Annotated in this window: 22 protein-coding genes and 1 pseudogene; 13 read left to right on the top strand and 10 right to left on the bottom strand. The window is 71.4% G+C overall.

Annotation, left to right across the window (positions count from 1 at the left end; all coding sequences use genetic code 11):
* Positions 1-393: 393 nt before the first annotated feature.
* Together IO24_RS0133380 and IO24_RS0133375 are read right to left on the bottom strand one after the other, a co-directional pair.
* Positions 394-1,572 (bottom strand): acyl-CoA dehydrogenase family protein, encoded by a 1,179-nt coding sequence (locus IO24_RS0133380; RefSeq protein WP_031142359.1) that lies wholly within the window; start codon positions 1,570-1,572, stop codon positions 394-396.
* A 97-nt stretch (positions 1,573-1,669) separates the two neighbouring features.
* Positions 1,670-2,044 carry a four-helix bundle copper-binding protein gene (locus IO24_RS0133375; RefSeq protein WP_031142357.1) on the bottom strand — a complete coding sequence of 125 codons (375 nt, stop codon included), beginning with the start codon at positions 2,042-2,044 and terminating at the stop codon, positions 1,670-1,672.
* Between the two features lie 119 nt (positions 2,045-2,163).
* On the opposite strand from IO24_RS0133375, the gene IO24_RS0133370 reads away from it, so the two are divergent.
* The 9 genes from IO24_RS0133370 to IO24_RS0133330 all read left to right on the top strand — a co-directional run bounded on the left by IO24_RS0133370 (position 2,164) and on the right by IO24_RS0133330 (position 10,680).
* On the top strand, positions 2,164-2,517 hold the full coding sequence (locus tag IO24_RS0133370) for a DUF6479 family protein (RefSeq protein WP_031142355.1): 354 nt from the start codon (positions 2,164-2,166) through the stop codon (positions 2,515-2,517).
* Between the two features lie 192 nt (positions 2,518-2,709).
* Positions 2,710-3,216, top strand: coding sequence for a SigE family RNA polymerase sigma factor (locus tag IO24_RS0133365; protein ID WP_031142353.1), 507 nt, complete (start codon positions 2,710-2,712; stop codon positions 3,214-3,216).
* Between the two features lie 11 nt (positions 3,217-3,227).
* Entirely contained in the window at positions 3,228-3,749 is a 522-nt protein-coding gene (locus IO24_RS45310) for a superantigen-like protein SSL4 (RefSeq protein WP_045296887.1), read from the top strand.
* A gap of 130 nt (positions 3,750-3,879) precedes the next feature.
* Positions 3,880-5,154, top strand: coding sequence for a bifunctional glycosyltransferase family 2/GtrA family protein (locus tag IO24_RS0133355; RefSeq protein WP_045296885.1), 1,275 nt, complete (start codon positions 3,880-3,882; stop codon positions 5,152-5,154).
* Complete coding sequence (locus IO24_RS0133350) at positions 5,151-6,413, top strand: glycosyltransferase family 39 protein (protein WP_031142346.1); 1,263 nt, start codon at positions 5,151-5,153, stop codon at positions 6,411-6,413. The genes IO24_RS0133355 and IO24_RS0133350 overlap by 4 nt, the downstream gene beginning before the upstream one ends.
* Before the next feature lie 126 nt (positions 6,414-6,539).
* Complete coding sequence (locus tag IO24_RS0133345) at positions 6,540-8,204, top strand: purine-cytosine permease family protein (protein WP_031142344.1); 1,665 nt, start codon at positions 6,540-6,542, stop codon at positions 8,202-8,204.
* Between the two features lie 169 nt (positions 8,205-8,373).
* On the top strand, positions 8,374-8,829 hold the full coding sequence (locus IO24_RS0133340) for a hypothetical protein (protein ID WP_031142342.1): 456 nt from the start codon (positions 8,374-8,376) through the stop codon (positions 8,827-8,829).
* Positions 8,830-8,955: 126 nt separating this feature from the next.
* Positions 8,956-9,441: a cation:proton antiporter regulatory subunit gene (locus tag IO24_RS0133335; RefSeq protein WP_031142340.1), complete on the top strand. Its 486-nt coding sequence runs from the start codon at positions 8,956-8,958 to the stop codon at positions 9,439-9,441.
* A 6-nt stretch (positions 9,442-9,447) separates the two neighbouring features.
* On the top strand, positions 9,448-10,680 hold the full coding sequence (locus IO24_RS0133330) for a cation:proton antiporter (protein WP_031142339.1): 1,233 nt from the start codon (positions 9,448-9,450) through the stop codon (positions 10,678-10,680).
* Positions 10,681-10,944: 264 nt separating this feature from the next.
* On the opposite strand, the gene IO24_RS0133325 is transcribed toward IO24_RS0133330, so the two are convergent.
* Both IO24_RS0133325 and IO24_RS0133320 read right to left on the bottom strand, forming a co-directional pair.
* Complete coding sequence (locus IO24_RS0133325; RefSeq protein ID WP_031142337.1) at positions 10,945-11,526, bottom strand: Rv1733c family protein; 582 nt, start codon at positions 11,524-11,526, stop codon at positions 10,945-10,947.
* 110 nt (positions 11,527-11,636) lie between these two features.
* A complete protein-coding gene (locus IO24_RS0133320; protein WP_031142335.1) occupies positions 11,637-12,737 on the bottom strand; it encodes a winged helix DNA-binding domain-containing protein in 1,101 nt (366 codons plus the stop codon).
* Between the two features lie 380 nt (positions 12,738-13,117).
* Between IO24_RS0133320 and IO24_RS0133315 the strand changes: the two are divergent.
* Both IO24_RS0133315 and IO24_RS0133310 read left to right on the top strand, forming a co-directional pair.
* Positions 13,118-13,420 (top strand): annotated as a pseudogene (locus tag IO24_RS0133315) (acyl-CoA dehydrogenase family protein); the annotation flags it as partial.
* A gap of 183 nt (positions 13,421-13,603) precedes the next feature.
* Entirely contained in the window at positions 13,604-14,125 is a 522-nt protein-coding gene (locus IO24_RS0133310) for a DUF6174 domain-containing protein (protein ID WP_045296883.1), read from the top strand.
* Between the two features lie 13 nt (positions 14,126-14,138).
* Here IO24_RS0133310 and IO24_RS0133305 read toward each other — a convergent pair whose 3' ends face one another.
* The 3 genes from IO24_RS0133305 to IO24_RS0133295 form a co-directional block, all read right to left on the bottom strand.
* A complete protein-coding gene (locus IO24_RS0133305; RefSeq protein WP_031142329.1) occupies positions 14,139-14,729 on the bottom strand; it encodes a hemerythrin domain-containing protein in 591 nt (196 codons plus the stop codon).
* Positions 14,730-14,740: 11 nt separating this feature from the next.
* A complete protein-coding gene (locus IO24_RS0133300) occupies positions 14,741-15,940 on the bottom strand; it encodes a hypothetical protein (protein ID WP_031142327.1) in 1,200 nt (399 codons plus the stop codon).
* Positions 15,941-16,259: 319 nt separating this feature from the next.
* Positions 16,260-17,354, bottom strand: a complete 1,095-nt coding sequence (locus IO24_RS0133295; RefSeq protein ID WP_031142325.1) for a carboxylate-amine ligase — start codon at positions 17,352-17,354, stop codon at positions 16,260-16,262.
* Positions 17,355-17,815: 461 nt separating this feature from the next.
* Here IO24_RS0133295 and ctaD point away from each other — a divergent pair, with 461 nt between their 5' ends.
* Together ctaD and IO24_RS0133285 are read left to right on the top strand one after the other, a co-directional pair.
* A complete protein-coding gene (gene ctaD / locus IO24_RS0133290; protein ID WP_031142323.1) occupies positions 17,816-19,528 on the top strand; it encodes an aa3-type cytochrome oxidase subunit I in 1,713 nt (570 codons plus the stop codon).
* The gene (locus IO24_RS0133285) at positions 19,525-19,899 is read left to right on the top strand and encodes a hypothetical protein (RefSeq protein WP_031142321.1); all 375 of its coding nucleotides are present in this window, start codon (positions 19,525-19,527) and stop codon (positions 19,897-19,899) included. The genes ctaD and IO24_RS0133285 overlap by 4 nt, the downstream gene beginning before the upstream one ends.
* Positions 19,900-19,908: 9 nt before the next feature.
* On the opposite strand, the gene IO24_RS0133280 is transcribed toward IO24_RS0133285, so the two are convergent.
* The 3 genes from IO24_RS0133280 to IO24_RS0133270 form a co-directional block, all read right to left on the bottom strand.
* Entirely contained in the window at positions 19,909-20,433 is a 525-nt protein-coding gene (locus tag IO24_RS0133280; protein WP_031142319.1) for a hypothetical protein, read from the bottom strand.
* 56 nt (positions 20,434-20,489) lie between these two features.
* Positions 20,490-21,089, bottom strand: a complete 600-nt coding sequence (locus IO24_RS0133275; protein ID WP_031142317.1) for a hypothetical protein — start codon at positions 21,087-21,089, stop codon at positions 20,490-20,492.
* Positions 21,090-21,272: 183 nt separating this feature from the next.
* On the bottom strand, positions 21,273-24,482 hold the full coding sequence (locus IO24_RS0133270; protein ID WP_031142316.1) for a glycosyl hydrolase family 95 catalytic domain-containing protein: 3,210 nt from the start codon (positions 24,480-24,482) through the stop codon (positions 21,273-21,275).
* Positions 24,483-24,645 lie beyond the last annotated feature (163 nt).

The raw sequence follows: 24,645 nt of genomic DNA, 5'->3' as shown, positions 1-24,645 counted from the left end.
AACGGCTCGATCCACTTCGGATCATCCGCTGAGATCACCCCACCCATGCCCAGCCAACGCACCAACCGCCACACCGGTTACGGGACAACCTCTAGGTGTATTGACCCGCAGCATTGTTCACAAGTCGACGACGTGGTTCATCGGCGGCATGTGGTGCAACGGCCTCATCGACCCGACCGAACTCGCCATCGAGATGCACCCCGAGACCGAGCGCGAGCAAGCCCGGTACATCCCCGGTGTACCCGCGCCCAGCGTGATGCCCTTGAACACACTCGCTGCTCGCGGCGAAGTGCCAACTGCCGCAGCACGGCTCGGCCGTCATCCTGATCCCACAGAATCCCGGTGCCAACTATCCTCGGTATGTGACAACTAAGGTCTGTGGTCACAACACCGTCAGCGCCGTACCCTCGGCATCCCCAGCCCGATCCACGAGATGATCTCCCGCTGGATCTCGTTGTTGCCGCCACCGAAGGTGAAGATGACCGCCGAGCGGTAGCCGCGTTCCAGTTCGCCGTGCAGGACCGCGCCGGCCGAGCCCTCCTTCAGGGCGCCGGGAGCCGCGACGATCTCCATGAGCCAGGCGTAGGCGTCGCGCCGGGCCTCGGAGCCGTAGACCTTGACGGCGGAGGCGTCCTGCGGGGTGAGGGTGCCGTCCTGGACCGCGCCGACCATCTTCCAGTTGAGCAGTTTGAGCGCGTCCAGACGGGTGTGGGTGCGGGCCAGGAGGCGGCGTACCCAGGGGAGGTCGGCGACGCGGCGGCCGTCGGCGAGCTTGGTCTCCATCGCCCAGCGCCGCACGTCGTGCAGGGCGCGGATCGCCATGGTGCCGTGGGCGGCCAGGGTCACGCGTTCGTGGTTGAGCTGGTTGGTGATCAGCCGCCAGCCCTGGTTCTCGGCGCCGACCCGGTGGGAGACGGGCACGCGGACGTTCTCGTAGTAGCTGGCGGTGGTGTCGTGCGAGGCGAGGGTGTTGATCAGGGTGCAGGAGTAGCCGGGGTCGGTGGTCGGCACCAGGAGCATGGTGATGCCCTTGTGCGGCGGGGCCTGCGGGTCGGTGCGCACGGCCAGCCACACCCAGTCGGCCGTGTCGCCGTTGGTCGTCCAGATCTTCTGGCCGTCGACGACGTACTCGTCGCCTTTCCGGACCGCCCTGGTGCGCAGGGACGCGAGGTCGGTGCCCGCGCCCGGCTCGCTGTAGCCGATGGCGAAGTCGATCTCGCCGGAGAGGATCTTCGGCAGGAAGTACGCCTTCTGCTCGTCGGTGCCGTACCGCATGATCGTCGGGCCGACGGTGTTCAGCGCCATGAGCGGCAGCGGGACACCGGCCTGGGCAGCCTCGTCGAAGAAGATGAACTGCTCCATGGCCGTCAGGCCGCGCCCGCCGTACTCCTTCGGCCAGCCCACACCGAGCCAGCCGTCCGTGCCGAGCCGCCGGATGGTCTCGCGGTAGAACCGCTTCTGGTGGGCCGGGTCGCCATGCCGGGCGTACGCGTGGTCCGGGACCAGTCCGGCGAAGTAGGACCGCAGTTCGGTGCGCAGCCGCTGCTGCTCGGGCGTGTATTCGAGGTGCACGGCGCCTCCAGGCTCCATGGCCGGTCCTGTCGGCGCACACCGTAGAACGTGTTACAGAAATTGGGAATGGCGAGTGAGGGGAACGGCCTCCTCGGTCTCAGTTCAGTGTGGCGAGGAAGTCCGTGCACGCGCGTGCGCACGCGCGGCATGCCGCCGCCGAGTCCTCCGCTCCTGGTTGCCGGTCGAAGACGTGGGCAGCCTCCAGGCACACGGTCCGGCACCACTCCACCTGGATCCGGATGGTGGTCTCGTCCACCTGGTTCTGCTCGGACAGCACACGGCAGGTCGCGTCGCAGACCTCCGCGCACATGATGCCCTTGCGTCGTACGAGTTCCTGGTTCTCGGTGCCGTCGGGATCCACGAGGCTGGCGCGCAGCGCGCAGGCCCGCGCGCACTCGGTGCACGCCTGCGCACAGGCGAAGCGGTCCTCAAGGAACCGGAACAGCTCCTGCTGGGATGTCGTCGAAGTCACACCGCGCGGGTAGCCCCGGTCGATGCCGGTCAAACCCGGGGTTCCCCGGCGTTCCGTCCGGTGCGGCGGTCTCCTGCGCCCTGCGGGTTCATGGAATGGACCAGGGGTACCCGCGTGCCATGAATAGCGCATGGATGGAGATGGCCGCGGGCAGTGGCGCCGTCGGCATCGGGCTGATCGTGGCGGGCGTGGTGGTCGTGGCCCTGCTGCTGGGGGCCTTCGCCCTCGGTATCCGCGTCAAGCGCAGGGAGCTGCCCACACCGCGCCCGGACGAGCAGCCGCGGCTGCCCGACGGGGGGCCGGTCCGCGAGACGAGTGAGCGCCGGGAGCCCGAGGAGGTTCCCCGGAGCGAGGACCGCCTGACCCCGCACCAGCTGAAGGGCCACGGCAACATGAGCGACCGCACGAGCGCGTCGCAGGAGCGCCCGCGCTGGAACGAGGGCAGCAGCGGTTCGTTCGGCAGCGGCGGCTGACCCCCGGCGCCGGCGGCCGGGCGCGGCCGCGAAGTCCGGACAGAGGGGCCCGTGCCGGTGCACGGGCCCTTCCGCATGTCCGGGCCCGGCCCCACGGACGTGAGGTGGATCACAGGTCCTGAGTGCATCGTCAAGCGGGTGCCAGCGTCTTTTGAGAGGTGTAGGGGGCCACTGAGACGCAGGACGGTGAGGATGGAGCAGGTTCGGGCGGACGGCTTCGACGAGTTCGCGGCCGCCCGTTGGTCGGCGCTGCTCCATGTCGCGCGTCTGCTCACCGGGGGCGACCGGCAGCGTGCCGAGGATCTGGTGCAGGAGGCCTTGGTCAAGTTGTGGTTCGCCTGGCCGAAGGTCGCCGAGCAGGCTCCGGAGGCGTACGTCCGCACGGTGCTGGTGCGGCTGGCGGCCCGCTCGGCGCGGCGGCGCTGGTGGGGGGAGCGCCCGGTGGAGCATCTGCCCGACCGGGCCGACCCGGGCGACATGTCGTCCGCCGTCGCGGAGCGTTCGCGGCTGGAGGCCGCGCTGGCACTGCTGTCGCCGAAGCAGCGGGCCGCGGTGGTGCTGCGCTACTACGAGGACCTGCCCGAGGCCGAGGTCGCCCATGCCCTGAACTGCCCGGTGGGCACCGCCCGCTCCCATGCGTCACGCGGAGTCGCGCGGCTCCGCCAGATCCTGTCCGACGCCGTCAGGCCCGTGGGGTGAAAGGAGAACCGATGGACGACTTCGAGCGGGACCTGTCGCGGCTGATGCACGACACCCGGCAGCACACCCCCTACGAGCCCGCGCACCGGCAGCGGCTGCACGCGGGCATCCGGGCCCGCCGCCGGTCACGGTTGCTGTGGAAGGCGGGCGGCTCCGCCGTGGCGGTGGCCGGGCTCAGTGTCGGGCTGGCTCTCCTGCCCAGCATGCTCACCCGGGCCCAGCCCGCCGATCACCGGCCGCGGCCGGCGACTAGCCCGACGGCCTCGCCGGACAGCACGCCGACGACGGAGCCGTCGGCGACGAGTCCGACTCCGACCCAGCAGCCCGAGACGAACCTGCCCGCGACCACGACCGGCGGCATCACACCGTCCGGGACGACGAGTGAGACGGTCGACACCACGCCGACGGCCACGGCCTCCGAGAGCCGCACCGGCGCGACGACGCCCACGCCGCCGCCCTCCCCGACACCGACGACGGCCCCTCCGTCCGCACCGGACTCCGAGGAACCCTCCGCAGCGGCCTCCACCGAGTAGCCGCCGCCCTCCCCGCCAGGGGCGCCTTCGCCCCGAACTCTCACCGCACCACCCGCCACGGGCGCCTTCGGCCTGCCCGAGAACCGGCGCCCGGGCACCCCCCGCGCCAGAAGGAGACCGTGAGACAGTCATGCGAACCGTACGGCGGTCGGCCCTGATCGACCGCCCGATACCCGAGCCGTCCGCGCTGCCGCGCCGGGCGCCCCTGCCCGCGCACCACCCGGATCCCGTTCTCGACGTGGTCGTTCCCGTGTACAACGAGGAGAACGACCTGGAGCCCTGCGTCCGGCGGCTGCACGCGCACCTCGGCGAGACCTTCCCCTACGCCTTCCGCATCACCATCGCCGACAACGCCAGCACCGACGGGACCCCGCGGATCGCCGCACGGCTGGCCGCGGAACTGCCCGGCACGGACTGGATCCGGCTCGACGAGAAGGGCCGGGGCCGTGCGCTGTACACGGCGTGGTCACGCTCGCGCGCCCCGGTGCTCGCATATCTGGACGTGGACCTGTCCACCGACCTCGCCGCGCTGCTGCCGCTGGTCGCGCCGCTGATCTCGGGCCACTCGGACATCGCCATCGGCACCCGGCTGGCCCGTGGCTCGCGGGTGGTGCGCGGGCCGAAACGGGAGATCATCTCCCGCTGCTACAACGGGCTGCTGCGCTCCACGCTCGCCGTCGGTTTCTCCGACGCGCAGTGCGGGTTCAAGGCGGTGCGGCGGGACGTCGCCGAGCGACTGCTGCCGCTGGTGGAGGACCGCGAGTGGTTCTTCGACACCGAGTTACTGGTGATCGCCGAGCGCGCGGGGCTGCGGATCCACGAGGTGCCGGTGGACTGGGTGGACGACCCGGACAGCCGGGTCCACATCCTGTCCACGGCGCTGGCCGATCTGCGAGGCATGGCCAGGCTCGGCCGGGCCCTGGCCTGCGGCAGACTGCCGCTGACCGCGCTGCGCCGCAGCGGCGGCGACCTCGACGGGCACCTGCCCGCGGGTCTGGTCCGGCAGGTGGTGCGCTTCGCCGCCGTCGGTGCCGCCAGCACTCTGTGCTACCTGCTGCTGTACACCGTGCTCAGACCCGCGACGGGAGCGCAGGCCGCCAACGCCCTCGCCCTGCTCGCCAGCGCGATCGCCAACACGGCGGCGAACCGGCGGCTCACCTTCGGGGTCCGGGGCCGCGGCGGCGCGCTGCGCCACCATCTCAAGGGCCTCGCCGCCTTCCTGATCGGGCTGGCCCTGACCAGCGGTTCGCTGGCCGTCCTCCACCTCGGCGCGCCCGGGGGCGGCCGCCGGGCCGAGCTGGTGACGCTGATCGCCGCCAACCTGGCCGCGACGCTGCTGCGCTTCCTCCTCTTCCGGGCCTGGGTGTTCCCGGCCCGCCGTACGACAGGACCCTCCGCCCCATGAGCACCGTCCAGCTGCGCCGCCCGCCCTCCGGCGTCGACCGCCCCGAAGTCCCGCGCGGCTCACGGGAGTTCCGTCCGCGGTTGCGCGCCGCCGCCGTCCGCTACGGGCCCGTGCTGCTGACGTACGGCGTGCTGAAGCTGGCCGGCTTCGCCGTCTTCATGTATCTGCTGGACTCCGCGGGCGACTTCCGGAAGAAGAACCCCCGCTTCGGCGGCGGCGAACACCCCTGGGACGTCCTGGCCAGCTGGGACGGCTGGTGGTACCAGCAGATCGCCGAGCACGGGTACGACCCGGCCCTGAAGCCGGTCCCGGGCGCGACGGGCCTGATCACGCTGGAGGGCAACTCGGCGGCGTTCTTCCCGCTGTACCCGACGCTGATGCGGCTGGTCTCCGAGTGCACCGGACTCGGCCTGTACGGCGCCGGCCTGACGGTCTCCGTCATCGCTTCCTTCGCCGCCGCGCTCGGCATCTACGCCGTGGCGCAGCGCCTGGGCGGCCACCGGGCCGGGCTGGTGGCGGCCGGGCTGTGGGCGGTGTGGCCCGGCTCGGGCACGGAGTGGTCGGGCTACTCGGAGTCCCTCTACACGGCCCTCGCCGCGTGGGCCTGTCACGCCGTCATGACCCGCCGCTGGCTCACCGCCGGTCTGCTGACCTGCGCGGCCGGGCTCTGCCGGCCCACCGCCGTCGCGCTCGTCGCCGCCCTCGCCGTCGCCGCGGTGCTGTCGTTGCGCCGGCGCGAGGACGGGGTGCGCCGTCCGCTCGCCGCCGTGGCCGTCGCCCCGCTGGGCCTGTTCGGCTACCTCGCCTGGGTCAACTACCGCATGGGCGACATCAACGGCTACTCCAAGCTCCAGGACGGCGCCTGGGCCCACAAGTTCGACTGGGGAGTCCACTCGTTCAACGTGCTGACGTCCGTCCCGGTCGGTCACTTCGACTATCTCTTCGCGATGCCGTTCGAGGATGTCATCGGCGTCTGCGTGGTGCTGATGGTGCCGGTGCTGACCGTGCTGCTGGTGCGCCTGCGACCGCCTGCCGTGCTCGTCGTCTACACGGTCCTCTCCTACCTCATGGTGATGACCACCCAGCAGTACTTCGGCAACGTCTCGCGCTATCTGCTCCCGCTCTTCCCGCTGTTCGTCCCCCTCGCCCTCGCGATGCGCCGGCTGAGATGGCCGTCCCTGGCCACGGCCCTCGGCACGGCCGCGCTGGCCTCCGGGTCGTACGCGGGATACGTGCTGTTCGTGCTGGGGGTGCCGTAGACCGCCGTCGGCGCCCGGAGAGATGACCCCGAAACATTCCCTTCACGCAGGAAGTATTTAGGGGTAACGACCGCTGCCTACCGTGCCTGCCTTGTCAGTCCCCAACCCGCAGCAAGGAGGCGTGGCATGAGTACCGAGCCACGACTGGCCGAAGTAGCCGAGCCGGAACCCGCACAGCAGGCAGCGCCGGGCACGGACCAGGCCGTCAAGGAGACCCTCGAGGACTACACGCTGCGCTTCGCGCCACGCACTTACCGGCGCTGGACACCGATGGTGGTGGCGACGACCGCGCTCGGCGGCATCGCCTACATGGCCGACTTCTCCATCGGGGCCGGCATCGGCCTGGCCCACGGCACCGGCAACGCTCTGCTCGCGATCGCCGTCGCCGCCGTCGTCATCTTCGTGACCGGCTTCCCGCTCGCCTACTACGGCGCCCGCTACAACATCGACCTGGACCTGATCACCCGCGGCTCCGGCTTCGGCTACTTCGGCTCGGTCCTCACCAGCGTCATCTTCGCCAGCTTCACCTTCATCTTCTTCGCCCTCGAAGGCTCGATCATGGCCCAGGGCCTGAAACTGGGACTCGGACTGCCGCTCTGGCTGGGCTACCTGGTCTCCACGCTGATGGTGATCCCCCTGGTGATCTACGGCATGACGGCACTGAGCAAGCTCCAGGTGTGGACCACCCCGATCTGGCTGCTGCTGATGGTCGGCCCCCTGGTCTACCTGGTCGCCACCGACCCGGGCACCGTCGACCGCTTCCTCGCCTACGCGGGCACCGACGGCGACGGCGACATCAACACCGCCTCCGTGCTGCTCGGTGCGGGCGTGTGCCTGTCGCTGATCGCCCAGATCGGCGAGCAGATCGACTACCTGCGCTTCATGCCGCCCAAGACCGAGGCCAACAAGCGCAGTTGGTGGACGGCCGTGGTGATGGCCGGTCCGGGCTGGGTGGTGCTGGGCGCGCTGAAGCAGGCCATCGGAGTGTTCCTCGCGGTGTACATCATCGCCGAGGTCGGTGCCTCCGCCGCGCCCGAGCCGATCCAGCAGTTCAAGGGCGCCTTCGACGCGATGATGCCGTCCTGGCTGGTCCTCCCGCTGGCCGTGGTGCTCGTCGTCATCAGCCAGATCAAGATCAACGTGACGAACGCGTACTCCGGATCCCTCGCCTGGACCAACTCCTTCACCCGGGTCACCAGGCGCTACCCGGGCCGGATGGTCTTCGTCCTGGTCAACCTGGGCTTCGCGCTCGCCCTGATGGAGGCCGACATGTTCAGCTTCCTCAACGGCATCCTGAGCTTCTACTCGAACTGCGCGATCGCCTGGGTCGTCACCGTGGCCACCGACATCGGCATCAACAAGTACGTGCTGAAGCTGTCCCCGCACGCCCCGGAGTTCCGCCGCGGCATGCTCTACGCCGTCAACCCGGTCGGGGTCGTCTCCTTCGCCGCCGCCTCGGGGCTGTCCATCGCCATGTACTTCCACGCCCTCGGCGACACGCTCCAGCCGTACTCCCCCGTCGCCGCGGCCGTCATCGCCTTCGTCCTCACGCCGCTGATGGCCGTGGTCACCAAGGGCAGGTACTACCTGCGCCGCGCCGACGACGGCATCGCCGAGCCCCTCCTGGACGAGGACGGCAACCCCAGCGCCGTCACCTACGAGTGCCATGTGTGCCGGCAGCAGTTCGAGCGGCCGGACGTGGCCGCCTGCCGGACGCACGACGCCGTCGTCTGCTCACTGTGCCTGAGCACCGACAAGGTCGGCGACCACGTCCTGCCGGCCGCGGTCTGACCCGTGGGGCGGGAGCGCGGCCGGGCGCTCCCGCCGTACGGCACGTTCCAACTCGGTCTCGGACGCGCTGCGCGGGGCCCGGTGGGGCGGCGGCTCCGGGACCGGGGCGGCATACTGATCTTGCGCTGAGCAGTGATCGGGCCGACGGTCGGAGAGGGGATGACGGGACGTGACCACCGATGAGCCGGACGGACGGGGAACTCCCCACGAGCCGCGCGGCGTTCCCCCGGTCCCCGACGACGTGTGGCTGAGGTTCCTCACGGACAGCGAGTCCGCCATACGCGTCTCCGCTCCCCGGGAACCCTCCGCCGAGGAGCGGGCGGCGGGGCGGCGGCTCCAACCCCCGCACGCCGTCGGTGACCTGTGGCAGCCGGAGGACCTGTGGGTCCGCGTGGCGTGGCGGGATCTGGACCGCCGTGCCAAGGTCCGGCGCGCGGGACGGGTCGTCGCCACGGCGGCCGCCGTGGCCCTGGCCCTGGGCGCCTGGTCCCAGCTGTCCACCGGCGCGGGCACGGGCCACCGGCCCGGTGAGAGCACGGTTCGGCAGGTCGAGGGGGCGACCGCGCGGCTGCCCACGGCCACACCCGTCCCGTCCGTATCCCCCTTCCCGCAGCCGTCCCGGTAGTCCACGCAGGAGGGGTACGGTTCCGCCCCGCCGCCTAGGATGAGCCCCACAGGCCGGATCTGGGCGCTCGTCCGGGCGCGGCCCCCCACAGGCAGGAACGCGCAGGCCGACCGAAGGGGGACGGAGATGAGCGCGCCACGCCTCAGCAGCACCCCGCTGCCGGGCATAGGGGTCCGCTACGACCTGACGACACGGGAGAGCCGGCGCCTCTCGGTGGTCGCACACCGCGACGGGCACCGGACGATCAGCGCCTACCGCGAGGACGACCCGGACGCCTGCGACCTCTCGGTGCGACTGTCGTCGGAGGAGGCGACCACCCTCATCGACGCCCTGATGCCCGCGCACCACACCCCGAGCCTGCTGTCCACCACCGACCTGGGGCTCGTCGCCGAGCGGATCGAGCTGCCCGGCTCCTCGCACTGGAACGGGAGGCTGCTGGGCGAGTCCCGGATCCGTACCGACACCGGCGCGTCCGTGGTGGCGGTGCTGCGCCGGGCGGAGGCGATCCCCTCCCCCACCCCGCACTTCCGGCTGGCCGGTGGCGACACCCTCATCGTCATCGGGACCCGCGAGGGCGTGGAGGCGGCCGCCGCGATACTCGGGCGGGAGTGACCCGCCATGCACTCCTCCGCGGTCTTCCTGATCGAGTTCGGGTGCCTCATCCTCGGGCTCGGGCTGCTCGGCCGCTTCGCCGGGCGCTTCCGCTTCTCGCCGATCCCCCTCTACCTGCTGGCCGGGCTCGCCTTCGGGGAAGGCGGGCTGCTGCCGCTGGGCGCCAGCGAGGACTTCGTCGCCGTCGGCGCCGAGATCGGTGTCATCCTGCTGCTGCTCATGCTCGGCCTGGAGTACACGGCCACCGACCTCGTCTCCCACCTCAGGACCCACTATCCCGCCGGGCTCCTCGACGCCGTCCTCAACGCGCTGCCGGGCGCGGTCCTGGCCCTCATGCTCGGCTGGGGCCCGGTCGCCGCCGTCGTCCTGGCCGGTGTCACCTGGGTCTCCTCCTCCGGGGTCATCGCCAAGATCCTGGGAGACCTGGGGCGGCTGGGCAACCGCGAGACCCCGGCCATTCTGAGCATCCTGGTCCTGGAGGACCTCTCCATGGCGGTGTACCTGCCCATCGTCACGGCCCTGCTGGCCGGGGTGGGCCTGGCCGCGGGCGGTGTCACCCTGGCCATCGCCGTGGGTGTGCTGGCCCTGGTGCTGGTCCTCGCGGTGCGCTTCGGCCGCCACGTCTCCCGCTTCGTCTCCAGCGACGACCCGGAGAAGCTGCTGCTGGTCGTCCTCGGCGTGACGCTCGTGGTCGCCGGGCTCGCCCAGCAGTTGCAGGTGTCGGCCGCGGTGGGCGCCTTCCTGGTCGGCATCGCGCTGTCGGGCGAGGTCGCCGAGGGCGCGACGAGTCTGCTCGCGCCGCTGCGGGACCTGTTCGCCGCGGTGTTCTTCGTCTTCTTCGGCCTGCACACCGACCCGGCGAGCATTCCGCCCGTGCTGCTGCCCGCCCTCGCCCTGGCCGCCGTCACCACCGCCACGAAGATCGCCACGGGCTACTGGGCGGCGCGCCGCGCCGGGATCGGGCCCAGGGGCCGCTGGCGCGCCGGCGGCACGCTGGTGGCCCGCGGCGAGTTCTCCATCGTCATCGCCGGGCTCGCCGTCACCTCCGGCATCGAGCCCTCCCTCGGCCCCCTGGCCACCGCGTACGTCCTCATCCTGGTCCTCCTCGGCCCCCTGACCGCCCGCTGGACGGAGCCGCTGGCGACGCGCCTGACGGGACGCTTCCACCGACGGACGGCGCCGATTCCGTCGGTCGCACACGAGGCACTCGACGACCAGGACACGGTCGGCCGTCCGTGAGTGTGGAGCAGGGTCAGGCGCCCGGGAACCGGGCCGTGACGAGCGTGACGGCATCCGGCGGCGCCGGGCACCCGACGAGCACCATGGCAACCGGCCGCCCCGGCCACCAGCGGGCACGCTGCACCGACAACCCGAGGCTTCGACGGCATCCAGCGCGGCGAGGCAGCCGGTGCGCACCCGGCACCCCCGCGACCGGCGAGTACGGCGGCATGCCGCGGGCGGCCGGTGGCCGCGCTCGGCGGAACAGCCGCGGCGCCGGCGGGTTCAGCCCGTCCTCCAGCCCCTCCGCGTGTCGATCCGCTCCCACTCCGCGTCCCACTGGGCCATGCGCCGCCGGTCGAGAACCAGGCGGGCCACCCATGTGGCTCCCAGCACGGCACCTCCCGCGAAGAGCCCCGCGAGCGCGCCGCCCATGGCCATGTGCAGCCCCACCTCGCCGCCGGACAGCGGCGGGGTCGTGATGTCACCGCTCCGGTTCACCCACAGGGAGACGGTGCTCCCGGCGGGAGCCCTGGGCGCCACCCGGGCCTCCTCCCGGTACGTCGAGCCGTCGGGCGCGATCCACCGCACCTTGCCCCACACCCGGTGGTCGCTCGCCGCGCGGGCCGGTGACGGGCCCGGCGCGTCCTCGACGAGCACCGCCGTGACCCGGCGGCTCTCGGCCCGCTGCCGTTCGACGGCCCGCTCGACCGTGCCCGCCGCCATCAAGCCCGCGACCAGCCCACCCAGCAGGGCGAGCAGCCAGCCGGCGAGCATGACCCAGGCTTCGACGACGTCGGCGCGCCGTTTGAGCGCGTTGCGCCGCCACCGCCACCACCGCACGGTCACCCGCTCCGACGCTTCCATGGGCCGACACCCCCTCGTGAGCACCGGCAGCTCCCTTCCAGTGTGCGCCTGACAGCCGGGAACGCTCGCCGATCAATACGGGCGGTTCGTCCCGGGCGCGAGGGCGTGGTTCAGCCGGGCGAGGCCGCGATCCGTACCCGGTCGCTCGCGTCGTCGGAGAGGAAGGAGGCCATCGCCCGCCCTTCCTCGGCGACGCCGGTGCGGTCGGCCCGGGAGAAGCGGCGCAGCGGGGTGACGAGCACGGTGTCCCTCTCGACGGTCCAGGTCGCGGCGACGTGGCCGTCGACCAGGACGACGCGTTCGCCGGCGACGGACAGATGGCGGTGCGCGTCGTCGATGATCCGGCTGCGGTCGTGGTAGCCGAGGATCGCGTTGTCGAACGCCGGCAGGAACCGCACGGGCGCCGGGGTGTCGGGGTCGGGGCGGGGGGCGCCGGGGAGGTCGAGCAGTTCGCGGCCGCGTTCGTCGCGGAAGGAGACCAGTTGCTCGCGCAGGGCGGAGACCGCGGCGGGCAGTCCGGCGAGGCCGCACCAGGCGCGCAGGTCGGCCGAGGCGGCGGGGCCGAAGGCCGCCAGGTAGCGCCGTACCAGTGTCCGGCCCACGACGTCGGAGCCGTCCGGGGAGGGTGGGTCGACCTCGCGTCCCAGCCAGGAGGAGATCAGCACGTAGCGCACTCCCGCTTTCGTGCGCCACAGGCCGCGCGGCGGCAGCTGGACCGTCGGGAGGAGGGCGGCGACCAGCATCTCGCCCAGGGGCCGGGGTCCCGCCGCGGGCCAGCGGTCGGCGACGGCTCGCGCGAGTTCGGGCATGGAGCGGGGTTCGCCGTCGGCCATGACCTTCCGGCCCGCCGCGGTGAGTTCACCGGGATCGACCCCGGCGAGCTCGCGCCGGTAGACCCCGAGGATCCGCTGGCGCAGCATGCCGTCGTGGCGGGCTCGCCAGGCCAGGACATCGTCGGCGGTGACGAGATGGACGGTGCGGCGCATGAGGTGGGTGCGCACGACTCGCCGCCCGGTCAGCAGGTCCGACAGCGCTGCCGGATCGAAAGCCCGCAGCCGCGACCAGAGCCCGGGGAAGGGCTCCTGCGGTTCCTGCGCCTGGAGCCCGCACAGGTGCGCGACGGCGTCGAGGACGGGCAGGCCGGCGCGGTCGAGGAGCAACTGCCGGGCGAGGGTGGCGCGGTTGAGCGCCCTGGCGTCGAGAACGGTCATCGGTGCACCTCGGCCTTCGAGTCGTGTGCCGACCCGTGGTCCAGGTGTCCGGGCGGCTTGCGCCCTCACGGTCGCACGGGATGCGGTCAGGTCGTGACCGCGTTCGGCGCTCCGCCGAGGCGGGCACACCATTCACCCTTCCCTATGTTCCCTATCGAATTAATAGGAAAATATTGACGGGGCTCGCGGTGCTGCGCAGGATGATGCGCATGGCCTACACACCTTTCCGCCCGTGAGGCTCAACACCACGCTGTGCAAACGAACGTGAGGAGACTCCCGCGATGGGCGTTGCCCCGGCGCCGTTCGGCCCCGGCGCGGAGTTCGGCCGGCCCGGGCCCGGTCATGCGCACTGGCTGCGCGTGGTCCGCGAGACGGCGGAGGACCTGGCCACGGACGCGGTGGCCAGGGACCAGGCGGGCAAGCCCCCCGCCTATGAGGAGCACGCGGAGATCTCCGTCCTCGTGGCCATGGCCGAAGCCGCCGCGTCCAGAGCCGCCCAGGAATCCACCGCCCGCGCCCTCGACATCATCGGCGCCCACTCCGCGTCCGCGCGGCTGGGCTTCGACCGGTTCTGGCGCAACGCCCGGACCCACACGCTGTACGAGCCCGTCGGCCCCCGGCTCCGGGACGTCGGCGACTACTTCCTCAACGGTGCGCACCCTCCGTTCGTCCTTCCCGACTGAACGATCGCCCTCCCGTCCGAACAGCGACGACCGGTCGCCGGCTTCCGCCGGTCTCCCGGGGGTGAAGGGACTCGCGCCCCGATGGTGCGCCGGCATGAGCAGCCATAGGCCTGCCCCCCCCGCCGAACGTTCCCCGGGCGGCCGGCGTCATAGCGGTAGCCGTTCGCCGAAGGGACCACCGCCATGACTGCCGTCACCCGTGCTGCCCGAGCTGTTTCCCGTGCCGTGCTGATCGGAGGGCTCATCGGCACGGTCGCCGCCTGCGGCACCGGAACACCGGCGTCCTCCGAGGCGCAGAGCGCACCGGGGCGTGGTCCGGGCGCCTGGCAGGAGCCCGCCGCGTACACCTACACGCTCCGGTCGAGCGAAGGAGAGCGCAGCCTGCTCGGCACCTTCCGGATCTCGGTCCGCGACGGCGCCGTGGTGCAGGCGGCGGGCCTCGACGACGCGGGGCGCCGCGCGGTCGAGAGTGCGCCCGACGCCGTGCCGACGCTCGGCGAGCTCCTCGCGGAGCTGGAATCGGCGCGACGGGACGACGCGGACACAGCCGAGGCGGAGTACGCGGCCGACGGCCACCCGGTGCGGATCGTCCTGGATGGGGAGGAGAACGCGGTCGACGACGAGGCCCGCTACGTCATCACCGCCTACGAGCGGGCGAACAGCCGGCGTGCCGGGGATCTCGCCGACCCCCGGCCGGGAACGTGACGCCGACGACGGTTCAGTCCTTGCCCATCGCCGTGCGGACCGCGTCCTTCGTGCGGTCCACGAGGGCCGCGACAGGGCCGAGGGCGACATTGGCCGCGCCGGACTCGACGCCCGGGTGGGGGCGGGTGGGGGCCATGGCCTCGGCGGCCTTCACGGCCTTGGCCAGGGTGGCGAGGCCGTCGGTGTCGGTGCTTCGGCGGATGTGCGTGAACTCGTAGCGCTCCTCCGCCCGGGCGTGCTCCTGCACGTCCTTGCGCAGCTTCATCAGCTGGAGCATGAACTTCGGGTCCTCGGTGTCCAGTTCGTCTAGCGCGGCGAGGGTCTCCGTGGCCGCCCGCTCCTCGGCGAGCCGGTCCTCCACGACCTGCTCGCCACCGGGCAGGGACCGCCGGGCGAAGGGATGGACGACCTCCTCCTCGGCTGTCTCGTGCACGGCCAGCAGCCGCACCAGGCGGCGGAAGGCCTCGCGGCGCTCCTCGCCCCGGCTCTGCTCGACCTCGTCGAAGAGATTGCGGATGTCGCCGTGCTGGCGCATGAGGAGCGCGACCACGTCGTCGTCCGCGGCCCGGTCGTCGCCGGCCTGGGGGGTGTGCGTCTCGGGCATGGCCGGCCTCCTCACTTCTCGCGCATCGCGGGGTCGGGGTGCTCGCCCTCGGACTGCACGCGGTACTCGCGGCCGAACATCTCGTCGTGCTGGACCATCACCCGCTCGCTCGGCGGCTCCTCACCGCCGTGGATCTGCTCCTGCATCTTCTCGAACCGCTCGTGTGCCTCGCGCACATAGCCGGCGCCGAGGGTGGTCAGGTCCATCTGGGTGTCCAGCAGCTCCCGCAGGTACTGCTTGTTCGGCTCGAAGGTGAGCACGTTCGGCAGCTCCGGGGCGAGCACCTCCTGCGGCTCCCGGCCGTCGTGGCGGCGCATCAGGTCGCAGGCCGCGTGCAGGTGCTCCAGCTCCATGTTCAGGTGCAGCTCCCAGATCGCCTTGACCTTGGGGTCGCTCTCCTGCTCCATGAACGAGTAGTACAGGTAGCACTCGTTGTACTCGTGGTTGACCAGCTGCTCCCACCACGTCTCCCCGGGGTCGACGAGCGACTCGTAGTGGGTGACGTGCTCCTCCTCGATCAGCCCGATCTCCTGGTAGAGCTGCCGGGCGATCGGCTCCATGTAGGTGGGGCCGGTGTTCATGTAGAAGTTCATCGTCTGCTGCTCCGCCGCCATGATCGTCAGCGCGTGCAGCTTGGACAGCGGGTTCGTACCGCTCTTGTCGTACGGGTCACGGACGTTGTCGTACGGATGGCGGTGGTGGTACTTCGTCGGGCGGCCCGGCATCACCTCGGTGAGGTTGTCGACGATCGACTCCGCCTTGCGGTGCTCGATCATCTCGTAGAGGTTGGCGTACCGGTACAGGTGGTCGAAGTCCTCCAGCACGCCGAACTGGTACGCCTGCTGCAGGTACGGGTCGGGCTCCATGCGTGCCACCCACGCCGTCAGGTCCACGGCGACCTGCTCATAGGCGATCGTCGTCTCCAGGACGGAGGACACGCCGGGCAGCAGCCAGTTGACGGCCTTCTGCTGCTGCGCCTCGATGTAACGGGTCTCGGCGAGGTGCCGCTTCACCTCCGGATCGACGGTGTTGCGGGCGAGTTGGTGGCTGAAGAGGATGGCCTCCACCTCGATGCCGTTCATCGCGATGATGCGGCAGCGGGTGTACGGGTCGCAGCGGTCGGGGTCGATGGGCTGCACGTTCAGCTCGCGCCAGTTGCGGACCTGACGGTCGAGCGGGATTCCTCGCTGTTCCAATGGGTTGAAGCTCATGGACGGTCTCCTGGAGTGAAGGGACTCGCGCGACGGAGTGCCCCGCCAGGGCCGACGAGAACGCATTCGTCTCTCCCACTGTTTCGGCCGGTGCGGTTTCCGGCCACTGTTCGCACCCCGAGTGGGTGCTCACCGCATGGGGTCCCCCGCCGGTCCGGCGGCGTCGCGGGGGCCGTTCGACGCCAGGCCGGTCAGGCCGGCCGCGATGCCGGCCGGCTCCGGGCGCGGGCCGGTCCACTCGCACAGCAGGGCTGGTCGCCCACGCCCGCTCGGGCACCGCCGTCGCCGCGGCGGCGGCCCGAGGAGCGGTTCCGCGCTGTCACGGCATCGTGCTCTGGGCGCTGATCAGCTCGGTGACCGCGCGCAGACCACCGTGGGCGAGGGCGGCGCGCTGCCGGTCCGCGCCGGTCCCGTCCTGCAGCAGCCGGTGGACCAGGGACGTGACCTGCCGGGAGTCGCCGGATGCGTCGAGGGCGGGAGCGACGTGCCGCAGGAACTCGTAGAGCACGTCGCCGGCACGGTGCGATGTGCCGGCGGGGTCGATCAGGGTGTCGCCGAGCCCGTGCCGGGCGGCGTGCCACATGGCGGCCTGCAGCAGTTCCGGTGGGCAGTCGGGCAGGGGCGTGTCGGCGACCGCTTCCGCCAGGGCGGTCTCCACGAGGGCCCGGATGATCGCGGCGAGCATGACCGCCTCGTCCGCCCGCAGCTGGACGTCCAGGCACCGCACCTCGATGGTGGGGTAGGTGGCCGAAAGACGGGCCTGCCAGTAGAGCTGACCGGTGTCGGAGATCAGACCGGCCTCCTGCAGCCGCTCGACGCGCCGGTCGTAGTCCGCGGCGTCGCGGAAGTGCGGGGGCATGCCGCTCACCGGCCACCGGCTGAAGATCACCGTGCGCCAGCTCGCGAAGCCCGTGTCGTGGCCATCCCACAGCGGGGAGTTCGCCGCCATGGCCGTCAGCGTCGGCAGCCAGGGCCGGATCCGGTTCAGCACCTGCACGCCCGCCTCCCGGCCGGGCACGCCGACGTGCACATGCGTGCCGTTGACCAGCTGCTCCGCCACCAGCTGCGGCGCCTGGACGACCATGGCCCGGTAGCGGGCCTGGTCGGTGACGGCTATGGGGCGGCCGTGCCGCAGCGGCGGTGTCCCGCAGACCCCGATCCGGCAGCCGTGCTCCTCCGCTGCCACGCCGACCGCGTGCCGCAGGCGCAGCAGATGGCCTCCGACCTCCTCCAGGGTGTCGCAGACCGGGGTGGCCACCTCGACCTGCGCCTGGAGCAGCTCGTACTGCACCTCCTGGTCGGTCACGAGATGACCCACACCCGCCGCGGCGCGCACTTTGTCCGCCTGAGGTACCGGCAGGCCCGTGACCCAGTCGAGCAGCAGGTACTCCTCTTCCACGCCGATCGTCGTCATCGACCACCCTCTGTTCCGCCCGGCGGCCGGGCCGGATTCCGGCGCGCGGCAGGCGCACCTTCACGCAGCGATGGTCACCTCTCGGGGCACGCTGGTGGGCTACCGAGTGCCGCGGTCGGGTCGGAACAAAACATGACACAGACGCAGAAACCGCTTACGCGGAAAAGGCACCGCCCGTGGTGTCGCCCGACGGGCCGGGGTACTCGGCCGTGGCCTCCTCACCCGCACGGGCAGCCCGCCGCTGCCGTCACCGTGCCTCGCCGGACTCACCGGCCTGCTCGTTTCCGTCGCGGTCGCCGTGCTCGTGCGTAAGCGGCGTGAGACCGCCGCCCGGTCGAATGGATCATTCCGCCATTCGGCGCAGGGACACTCGGCGGCAGACAAGGGTGACGAACCGGACGCAATAGGTTCCTCCGGGGCGGATGACCGTCCGCGCGCCGTTGCTGCCGATCGAGGAACCCATGGCGACACACACTGAACCGGTTGCGCCCGTACCCACGGTGGAGCGCCGCGGGCGAGGGAAGGTGGTCGTCTCCTGGCTGACGACCACCGATCACAAGAAGATCGGGCACCTGTATCTGATCACGTCGTTCGGGTTCTTCCTGGTCGCCGGGGCGCTGGCGATGCTCATCCGGGCCGAGCTGGCCCGGCCCGGGCTGCAGATCGTCTCCAGCGAGCAGTACAACCAGGCGTTCACCATGCACGGCACGATCATGCTGCTGCTGTTCGCCACGCCCACCTTCGCCGGCTTCGCCAACGCGATCATGCCGCTGCAGATCGGCTCGCCCGACGTGGCCTTCCCGCGGCTCAACATGCTGTCGTACTGGCTGTTCCTCTTCGGCGGCCTGATCGTGCTCGGCAGCTTCCTCACCCCGCAGGGCTCCGCCGACTTCGGCTGGACCGCGTACACCCCGCTCAGCGGCGGGGAGCGCACCCCTCAGGTCGGCGGGGACCTGTGGATCATGGGGCTGGCGCTGTCCGGTTTCGGCACCATCCTCGGCTCGGTCAACTTCATCACCACCATCATCTGCATGCGCGCCCCGGGCATGACCATGTTCCGGATGCCGATCTTCACCTGGAACGTACTGCTCACCTCGGTGCTGGTGCTGCTGGCCTTCCCGGTGCTGGCCGCCGCGTTGCTGGTGCTGGAGGCGGACCGGCGCTTCGGGGCCCAGGTGTTCAACGCCGAGAACGGGGGCGCGGTCCTGTGGCAGCACCTGTTCTGGTTCTTCGGCCACCCCGAGGTGTACATCCTGGCGCTGCCGTTCTTCGGCGTGATCACCGAGATCATTCCCGTCTTCGCCCGCAAGCCGATCTTCGGATACATGGGTCTGGTCGGCGCCACCGTCTCCATCGCGGGGCTGTCGGTGACGGTGTGGGCGCACCACATGTTCGCCACCGGCGCGGTACTGCTTCCCTTCTTCTCCTTCATGACATATCTGATCGCCGTGCCGACGGGCGTGAAGTTCTTCAACTGGATCGGCACGATGTGGCGGGGCTCGCTGTCGTTCGAACCACCCATGCTCTGGGCGCTCGGCTTCCTGGTCACCTTCCTCTTCGGTGGCCTGACCGGCGTCATCCTGGGCTCTCCGCCGCTCGACTGGCACGTGACCGACAGCTACTTCGTGATCGCCCACTTCCACTACGTGCTGTTCGGCACCATCGTGTTCGCGATGTTCGGCGGATTCAGCTTCTGGTGGCCGAAGATGACCGGCACGATGCTCGACGACCGCCTGGAGAAGATCCACTTCTGGACGCTGTTCGTCGGTTTCCACACCACGTTCCTGGTGCAGCACTGGCTGGGCGCCGAGGGCATGCCCCGCCGCTACGCCGACTATCTGGCCGCCGACGGTTTCACCGCCCTCAACACCGTCTCCTCGATCGGCGCCTTCCTGCTCGGCCTGTCGACCTTGCCCTTCCTCTACAACGTGTGGCGCACCGCCCAGAAGGGCGAGAAGGTCGAGGTCGACGACCCCTGGGGCTTCGGCCGCTCCCTGGAATGGGCCACGTCCTGCCCGCCGCCCCGCCACAACTTCCTCACCCTGCCCAAGATCCGCTCCGAGTCCCCCGCCTTCGACCTGCGCCACCCGGAACTGGCGAGCCTGGACCAGGCGGAGAACACCGGGCAGCGCGATGTGCTCGACCCCGGGGGGCACAAGGGCGAACGGCCGTGAGACGCGGCAGGCACGGGTCGCCGGCCGGCGAGCCGCGCAACGTCCTGGCCGACGAGACCGAGGGCTATCTCCTCGCTCACGCCCATCGCCACCAGGCGCAACGCGAGGCCGAGGATCTCTGCGCGCGGATGGCGTGGCTGACCACCGCCCAGGCCGAAGAACTCACCGCCCACTACGTCCGCGGGCGCCTCGATGTCACCCGGCAGCTGATGCACGGCACCGTGCGACGGGCCGAGGAGCTGCGCCTGGAGTACGAGAGCCGCTACGCCGAGCTCCGGAGCGTCCTGCTGCGCCGCCACGCGGCCGGTGCCTGCGCGGTCCTGGCCTGTGCCGCCGGGGTGAGCGCACTGGCCGGTGTGCTCAGCCGCTGACGGCCCGGTTCATCGGCCCTGGCGGGGAAGCGGCCCGGCATCCGCATGGCGGCCGGGGCGGCGGGCGGCGTGGCGTTCACCGGGGCCGGGGCCGTTCCGGGCGGCCAGGGCGTCGGCCACGGCACCGGTGACGAAGCCGTAGACGGCCTTGTGCAGGACGTCCACGGCGAGTTCCGTGCGAGGCCAGGTGGTGGGCGGGGCGCCGACTCCGGTGGCGTTCTCGAGGATCTGGTCGTTCGTGAGGCGGACGACCGTGAACTTGGCGGACGCGACCGGCCCGCGCAGTCCGGACTGGGCCATGACCGAGCGCAGCACGCCCAGGAGGGCGGCCTGGCCGAAGTGCATGGCCCAGTTGACCGGCAACGGCTGGGTGCCGGGGCGTTCGGGCAAACCGGTGAGACGCTGAAGGACCCGGGCGGGCACATGGGAGTCGGGACGGCCGGTCACGACCTGCTCGATCTTCTCGCCGAGGGTCATCACGACGCCTCCGGCGGTGCCGGCGACCAGCCCTTGCCACAGTGCGCGCCTGATCATGTGCCGCCGAGTACCCGGTGACCACGGCCTCACCCACGGACTCCGCCCGGCGTTCCTCAGTGGCCGTAGGGCGGCTCGAAGCAGCCGGTCTCGGGGTACGGGCCGTTGATCCGCACGTCGAAGTTCGACTTCTGCAGGAACGCCGTGACGCAGGCGTCGTCGTGCACCCGCAGGGCGACCCGCGCCCCTTCGGGCGTGACGTAGCCGTCGTCCTTCCAGCGCGTGGACATGCCCGTGACGGTGAGCGTGCCGCCGAGGCGCCTGCCGTCCTTCGCGACGCGCTCCTCCTCGTAGCCGAGCCGGAGCAGGGCCGTCCGGACGGTCGCGGGGTCCCACTCGCGCTGCTTCCACAGCCGCTCGAGCACCGGGCGGATGCGGGCGGCCTCCCGCCCGGCGTCCGCGGCATGGGCGGGAGCCATCTCACCGGCCCGGCGGTAGGCGTTGTTCTCGTCGTGGTGCGGAGCCCCGTCACCGGCGCCCGGCTCCACGTACGGTGAGGCGCCCGGGGCACTGGGCGAGGACGCGCCGGACGCGCCGGGGGTCGCTCCCGCCGTCGCGTCCGGCGCGTGCAGGTCGCCGCAGGCGGTGAGGGTCGCGACGACGGCGAGGGCCACGGCGATCAGAGGGGCCGGGCGAGCGAACATTGAGGTGGACATGAAGCCGACCCTCTCATCGCGGCCGTCTCCCGCGGTCCTGGTTTTCCGCGTCGCGGATCGCGGCGGGGTGGTGAGCAGGCCGGCGGCCGCGTGCCGGGTACCCCGGCGCCCCCGTCGGTCTGGCCGCCCGGGCTGCGGGCGGCCAGACCGGGACCGAACTCGCGCAGACGGACGAAGACACGGTCAGGGCCTGGCTGGCTTCACCTTCTTCTCGACGCCGTTCACCCGCACGGTGACCTTCCTCCGGTTCCGGGCCCGGTCGGCCGTGATGCCGTACGACGTGACCTTCCCGTTCCGCCACGTACAGCTGACCTCGTAACCGCCCCGCGCGCGCAGTCCGGTGAAGGAGCCCTTGGCCTTCCACTCGTCCGGCAGGGCGGGCAGCAGGTGGATGACGCCGTCATGGCTCTGCAGGAGCATCTCCGCCACGGCGCCCGAGATGCCGAAGTTGCCGTCCATCTGGAAGGGCGGGTGGTTGCAGAACAGGTTGGGCAGCGTGTTGTAGGTCAGCAGTCCCCGCAGCATGATCCGGGCGCGCTGCCCGTCGCCCAGGCGGGCGAAAAGAGCCGCCCGCCAGGGCCAGGTCCACGAGCGGCGGCTGTCGCCCGACACGGTCGCGGCCGTGAACGGGACGCCTTCCTTCTCGCCGCAGCGCGCTTTGAGCGAAACGAGGGCGGCGGCCGCGAAGTCGGGTGTCCTCGGGGTGATCTGGCGGCCCGGATAGACCGCGAAGAGGTGCGACGTGTGACGGTGGATGTCGGTGGGGCTGTCGACGTCCTCCTGCCACTCCTGCAGCTGCCCCCACTTGCCGATCTTGTTCGGTGCGAGGCGTGCCTGCATGTCCGCGACCTTGGCCCGGTAGGCGGGATCCGCCTCGAGCACCGACTCGCAGTCGAGGTAGTTCTGGAACAGGTCCCAGATGATCTGCTGGTCGTACATGACGCCGTCCTCGCGCGGCCCGTGCTCGGGGGACCAGCCGTTCGGCGCGACGAGGAGACCGTCCTCGCGCTCCTCGAGGTGGTCCTCCCAGAACTCGCAGATCTCCTTGATCATCGGGTGGGCGACGGTGCGGAGATAGCCCAGATCCTGGGTGAACGCCCAGTGCTCGTACAGGTGTTGCGCGTACCAGGCACTCGCGACGGTGTTCCACTCCCACGCGTTGCCGCCGAAGACGCTCTGGCTGGTGCGGGCGGTCCAGCCGCGGGTGTCCTCGCCGAAGGCGTTGCGGGTCGCCACGCGGCTGGGCACCGCCACCTGCTCGATGAACCGGACGAGTGCCTCGTGGCACTCCGGCAGGTTCGTCGTCTCGGCTCCCCAGTAGTTCATCTGGACATTGATGTTGGTGTGGTAGTCGGAGGCCCACGCCGGCTGGTTGCTGTCGTTCCACAGGCCCTGGAGGTTGGCGGGCAGGCCGTTCGGGCGGGAGGAACCGATCAGCAGGTACCGGCCGTAGTCGAACATCGTCTGCTCGAGGGCCGGGTCTTCCCCGCCGGCGGCGTAGCGCGCCAGCCGGGCGTCGGTCGGCAGGGCGAGGACGGCTGCGCCGGAGGTGCCCCAGTCGACCGCGACACGGTTCATCAGGGCACGCACCTCGGCGGTGTGCTCGGCGCGCAGTGTGCCGTAGGGCCGGGCGGCCGCCTTGCGGAGCGTCCTGGCGACCACCGGTTCCGGATCGGCTCCGCGCCATCCGGCGGCGGCGTCGAGCTTGTAGTCGGTGCGGGCGTCGAGGAAGAGGGTCAGGGTCGTGCAGCCGCTGAACCGGAGCACCGGCCCGTCGGAGCGCAGCTCGCCGTCGGTGTGCACGGCCTGGACGGTGCACGCGTGCCTGAGACCGTTGCCCATGACGCCGCTGAAGCCGATGCGCCCGGCGGCGGCGTCGACGGTGGTCGGGGCCTTGTCCTGTGCGGACGTCAGCGATATCGCTCCGGAGAGTTCCCGGGCGCGCTCCGACGTGTACCGGAAGACCATCACGTCAGCGGACCGACCGGCGAAGGCCTCGCGCAGGACGCGCCGTCCCGGCTCGCCGAAGCGGGTGACGTGGACGCCGTTCACGAAGTCGAGGGAGCGCTGGTAGTCGACGACCGTGCGCTGTGTGCGGGAGTCGAAACCCTGGCCTTCCAGCGCGATCTCCGCGATCTGGAAGCCGGTGGACGACGCGCCGGGGGTCAGGGTGAGCCGGTAGGCGCGGTAGGCCGTGCCGTCGGCGATCCGGAAGGTCCGGGTCTCACCGCGCCCGGCGAAGGGCGCTCCGGAGTTCTGCGTGTCGAGGGTCGTCCAGGCACGCCTGTCCTGTGACGCCTCGAGTCGCCATGTCCCGGGGTCGTCCTGCGGACGGTCCGGGGCCGCCGTCAGCGTGTACGAGGTGACGGCGACCGCGCGGGGCAGGTCGGCCTGCCAGACGACCGCCGGTGCCCCGGCGCCGACCCGCCAGACCGTGGCCGGATCGCGGTCCACCGAACCGGAGATGCCCGTGGCCCGCGGCCGGGCCCCGGCGCCGGATCCTCTGGAGTGCCCGCTCGGCGACGACAGGTACATCACACCGCCCGCGCCGAGGTCGACGCCGGTCAGGCCGATCTCGCCCACCTGGAAGTGGCTGACGCCTGCCTTCGGGACGAAGTCGAACCGGTAGAAGCGGTAGGCCGCCGGGGCGGCACAGGTGAACTCCTTCGTCTGGAAACGGTTCTCGAAGGGCGTCGGCAGAGTGCGTCTGTCGAGCGGGGTCCAGGTGGTGCCGTCGGCGGAACCGGAGAACGTCCACTCCTGCGGGTCGCGTTGCGGTACGTCGTCGGCACTCGTCAGCCGGTAGGACGCGACGGCGGCGGGGGCGGGGAGCTCGACCTGCCACTGCACCTTCGGGCCGGGCCCCTCGATGCACCACTTGGTGCTCGGCTCACCGTCGTGCGTCTTGTCGACACCCTCAGACGGGGAGCTGCCGTACGGTCCCCCCGGGGCGGTGACCTCAGGACTCGCTCGGGGAGCGAAGGTGACGACGACGTCGCCGAAGTTCCGGTACGAGCCGAAGCCGGTCATGCCGGTGTCGAAATCGCTGTCCGGCTTGCCCGCGAGGGCGTTGTCGTAGTTGTTGGCGCCGCCCCAGAGGCTCTGCTCGTTGAACTGGATGCGCTCCTCGTGAGGATCGCCGAAGAGCATGGCGCCCAGTCGGCCGTTGCCGATGGGCAGGGCCTGCGACTGCCAGTCCTCGGCGGGGACGGAGTAGGTCAGCGCCTCACGCGACAGGGTGGGCCACGGGACGGACGCCGGCGCGTCGGCCCCTGCGGCGGCGGCCTGCCCCACGGACGATCCGCCGGTCAGTTGACTGAGCAGAGGTGCGAAGGCGAGGCCGCCGCCGACCTTGAGGACGCTTCGACGCTGCGGTTGGGATGCGTTGCTCACGGTGAGATCTCCCGACCTATTCATCGGCTCTTTCACAGAGGATCGCAGAGGATTCGCACGGGGAAGGACGGCACATCGACTTCTGTCGAGGGAGCGAACATCGTCGCCGGGGCATAGATCGGATGTCTAGGGGTGTGCATCACTGCTGCACCACTCACCCGCC

The sequence above is a fragment of the Streptomyces flavovariabilis genome (assembly GCF_000725785.1).
GTDB lineage: Bacteria > Actinomycetota > Actinomycetes > Streptomycetales > Streptomycetaceae > Streptomyces > Streptomyces hawaiiensis.
The sequence above is the reverse complement of the archived record's forward strand: the minus strand, read 5'-3'. Positions and strand labels throughout refer to the sequence as shown.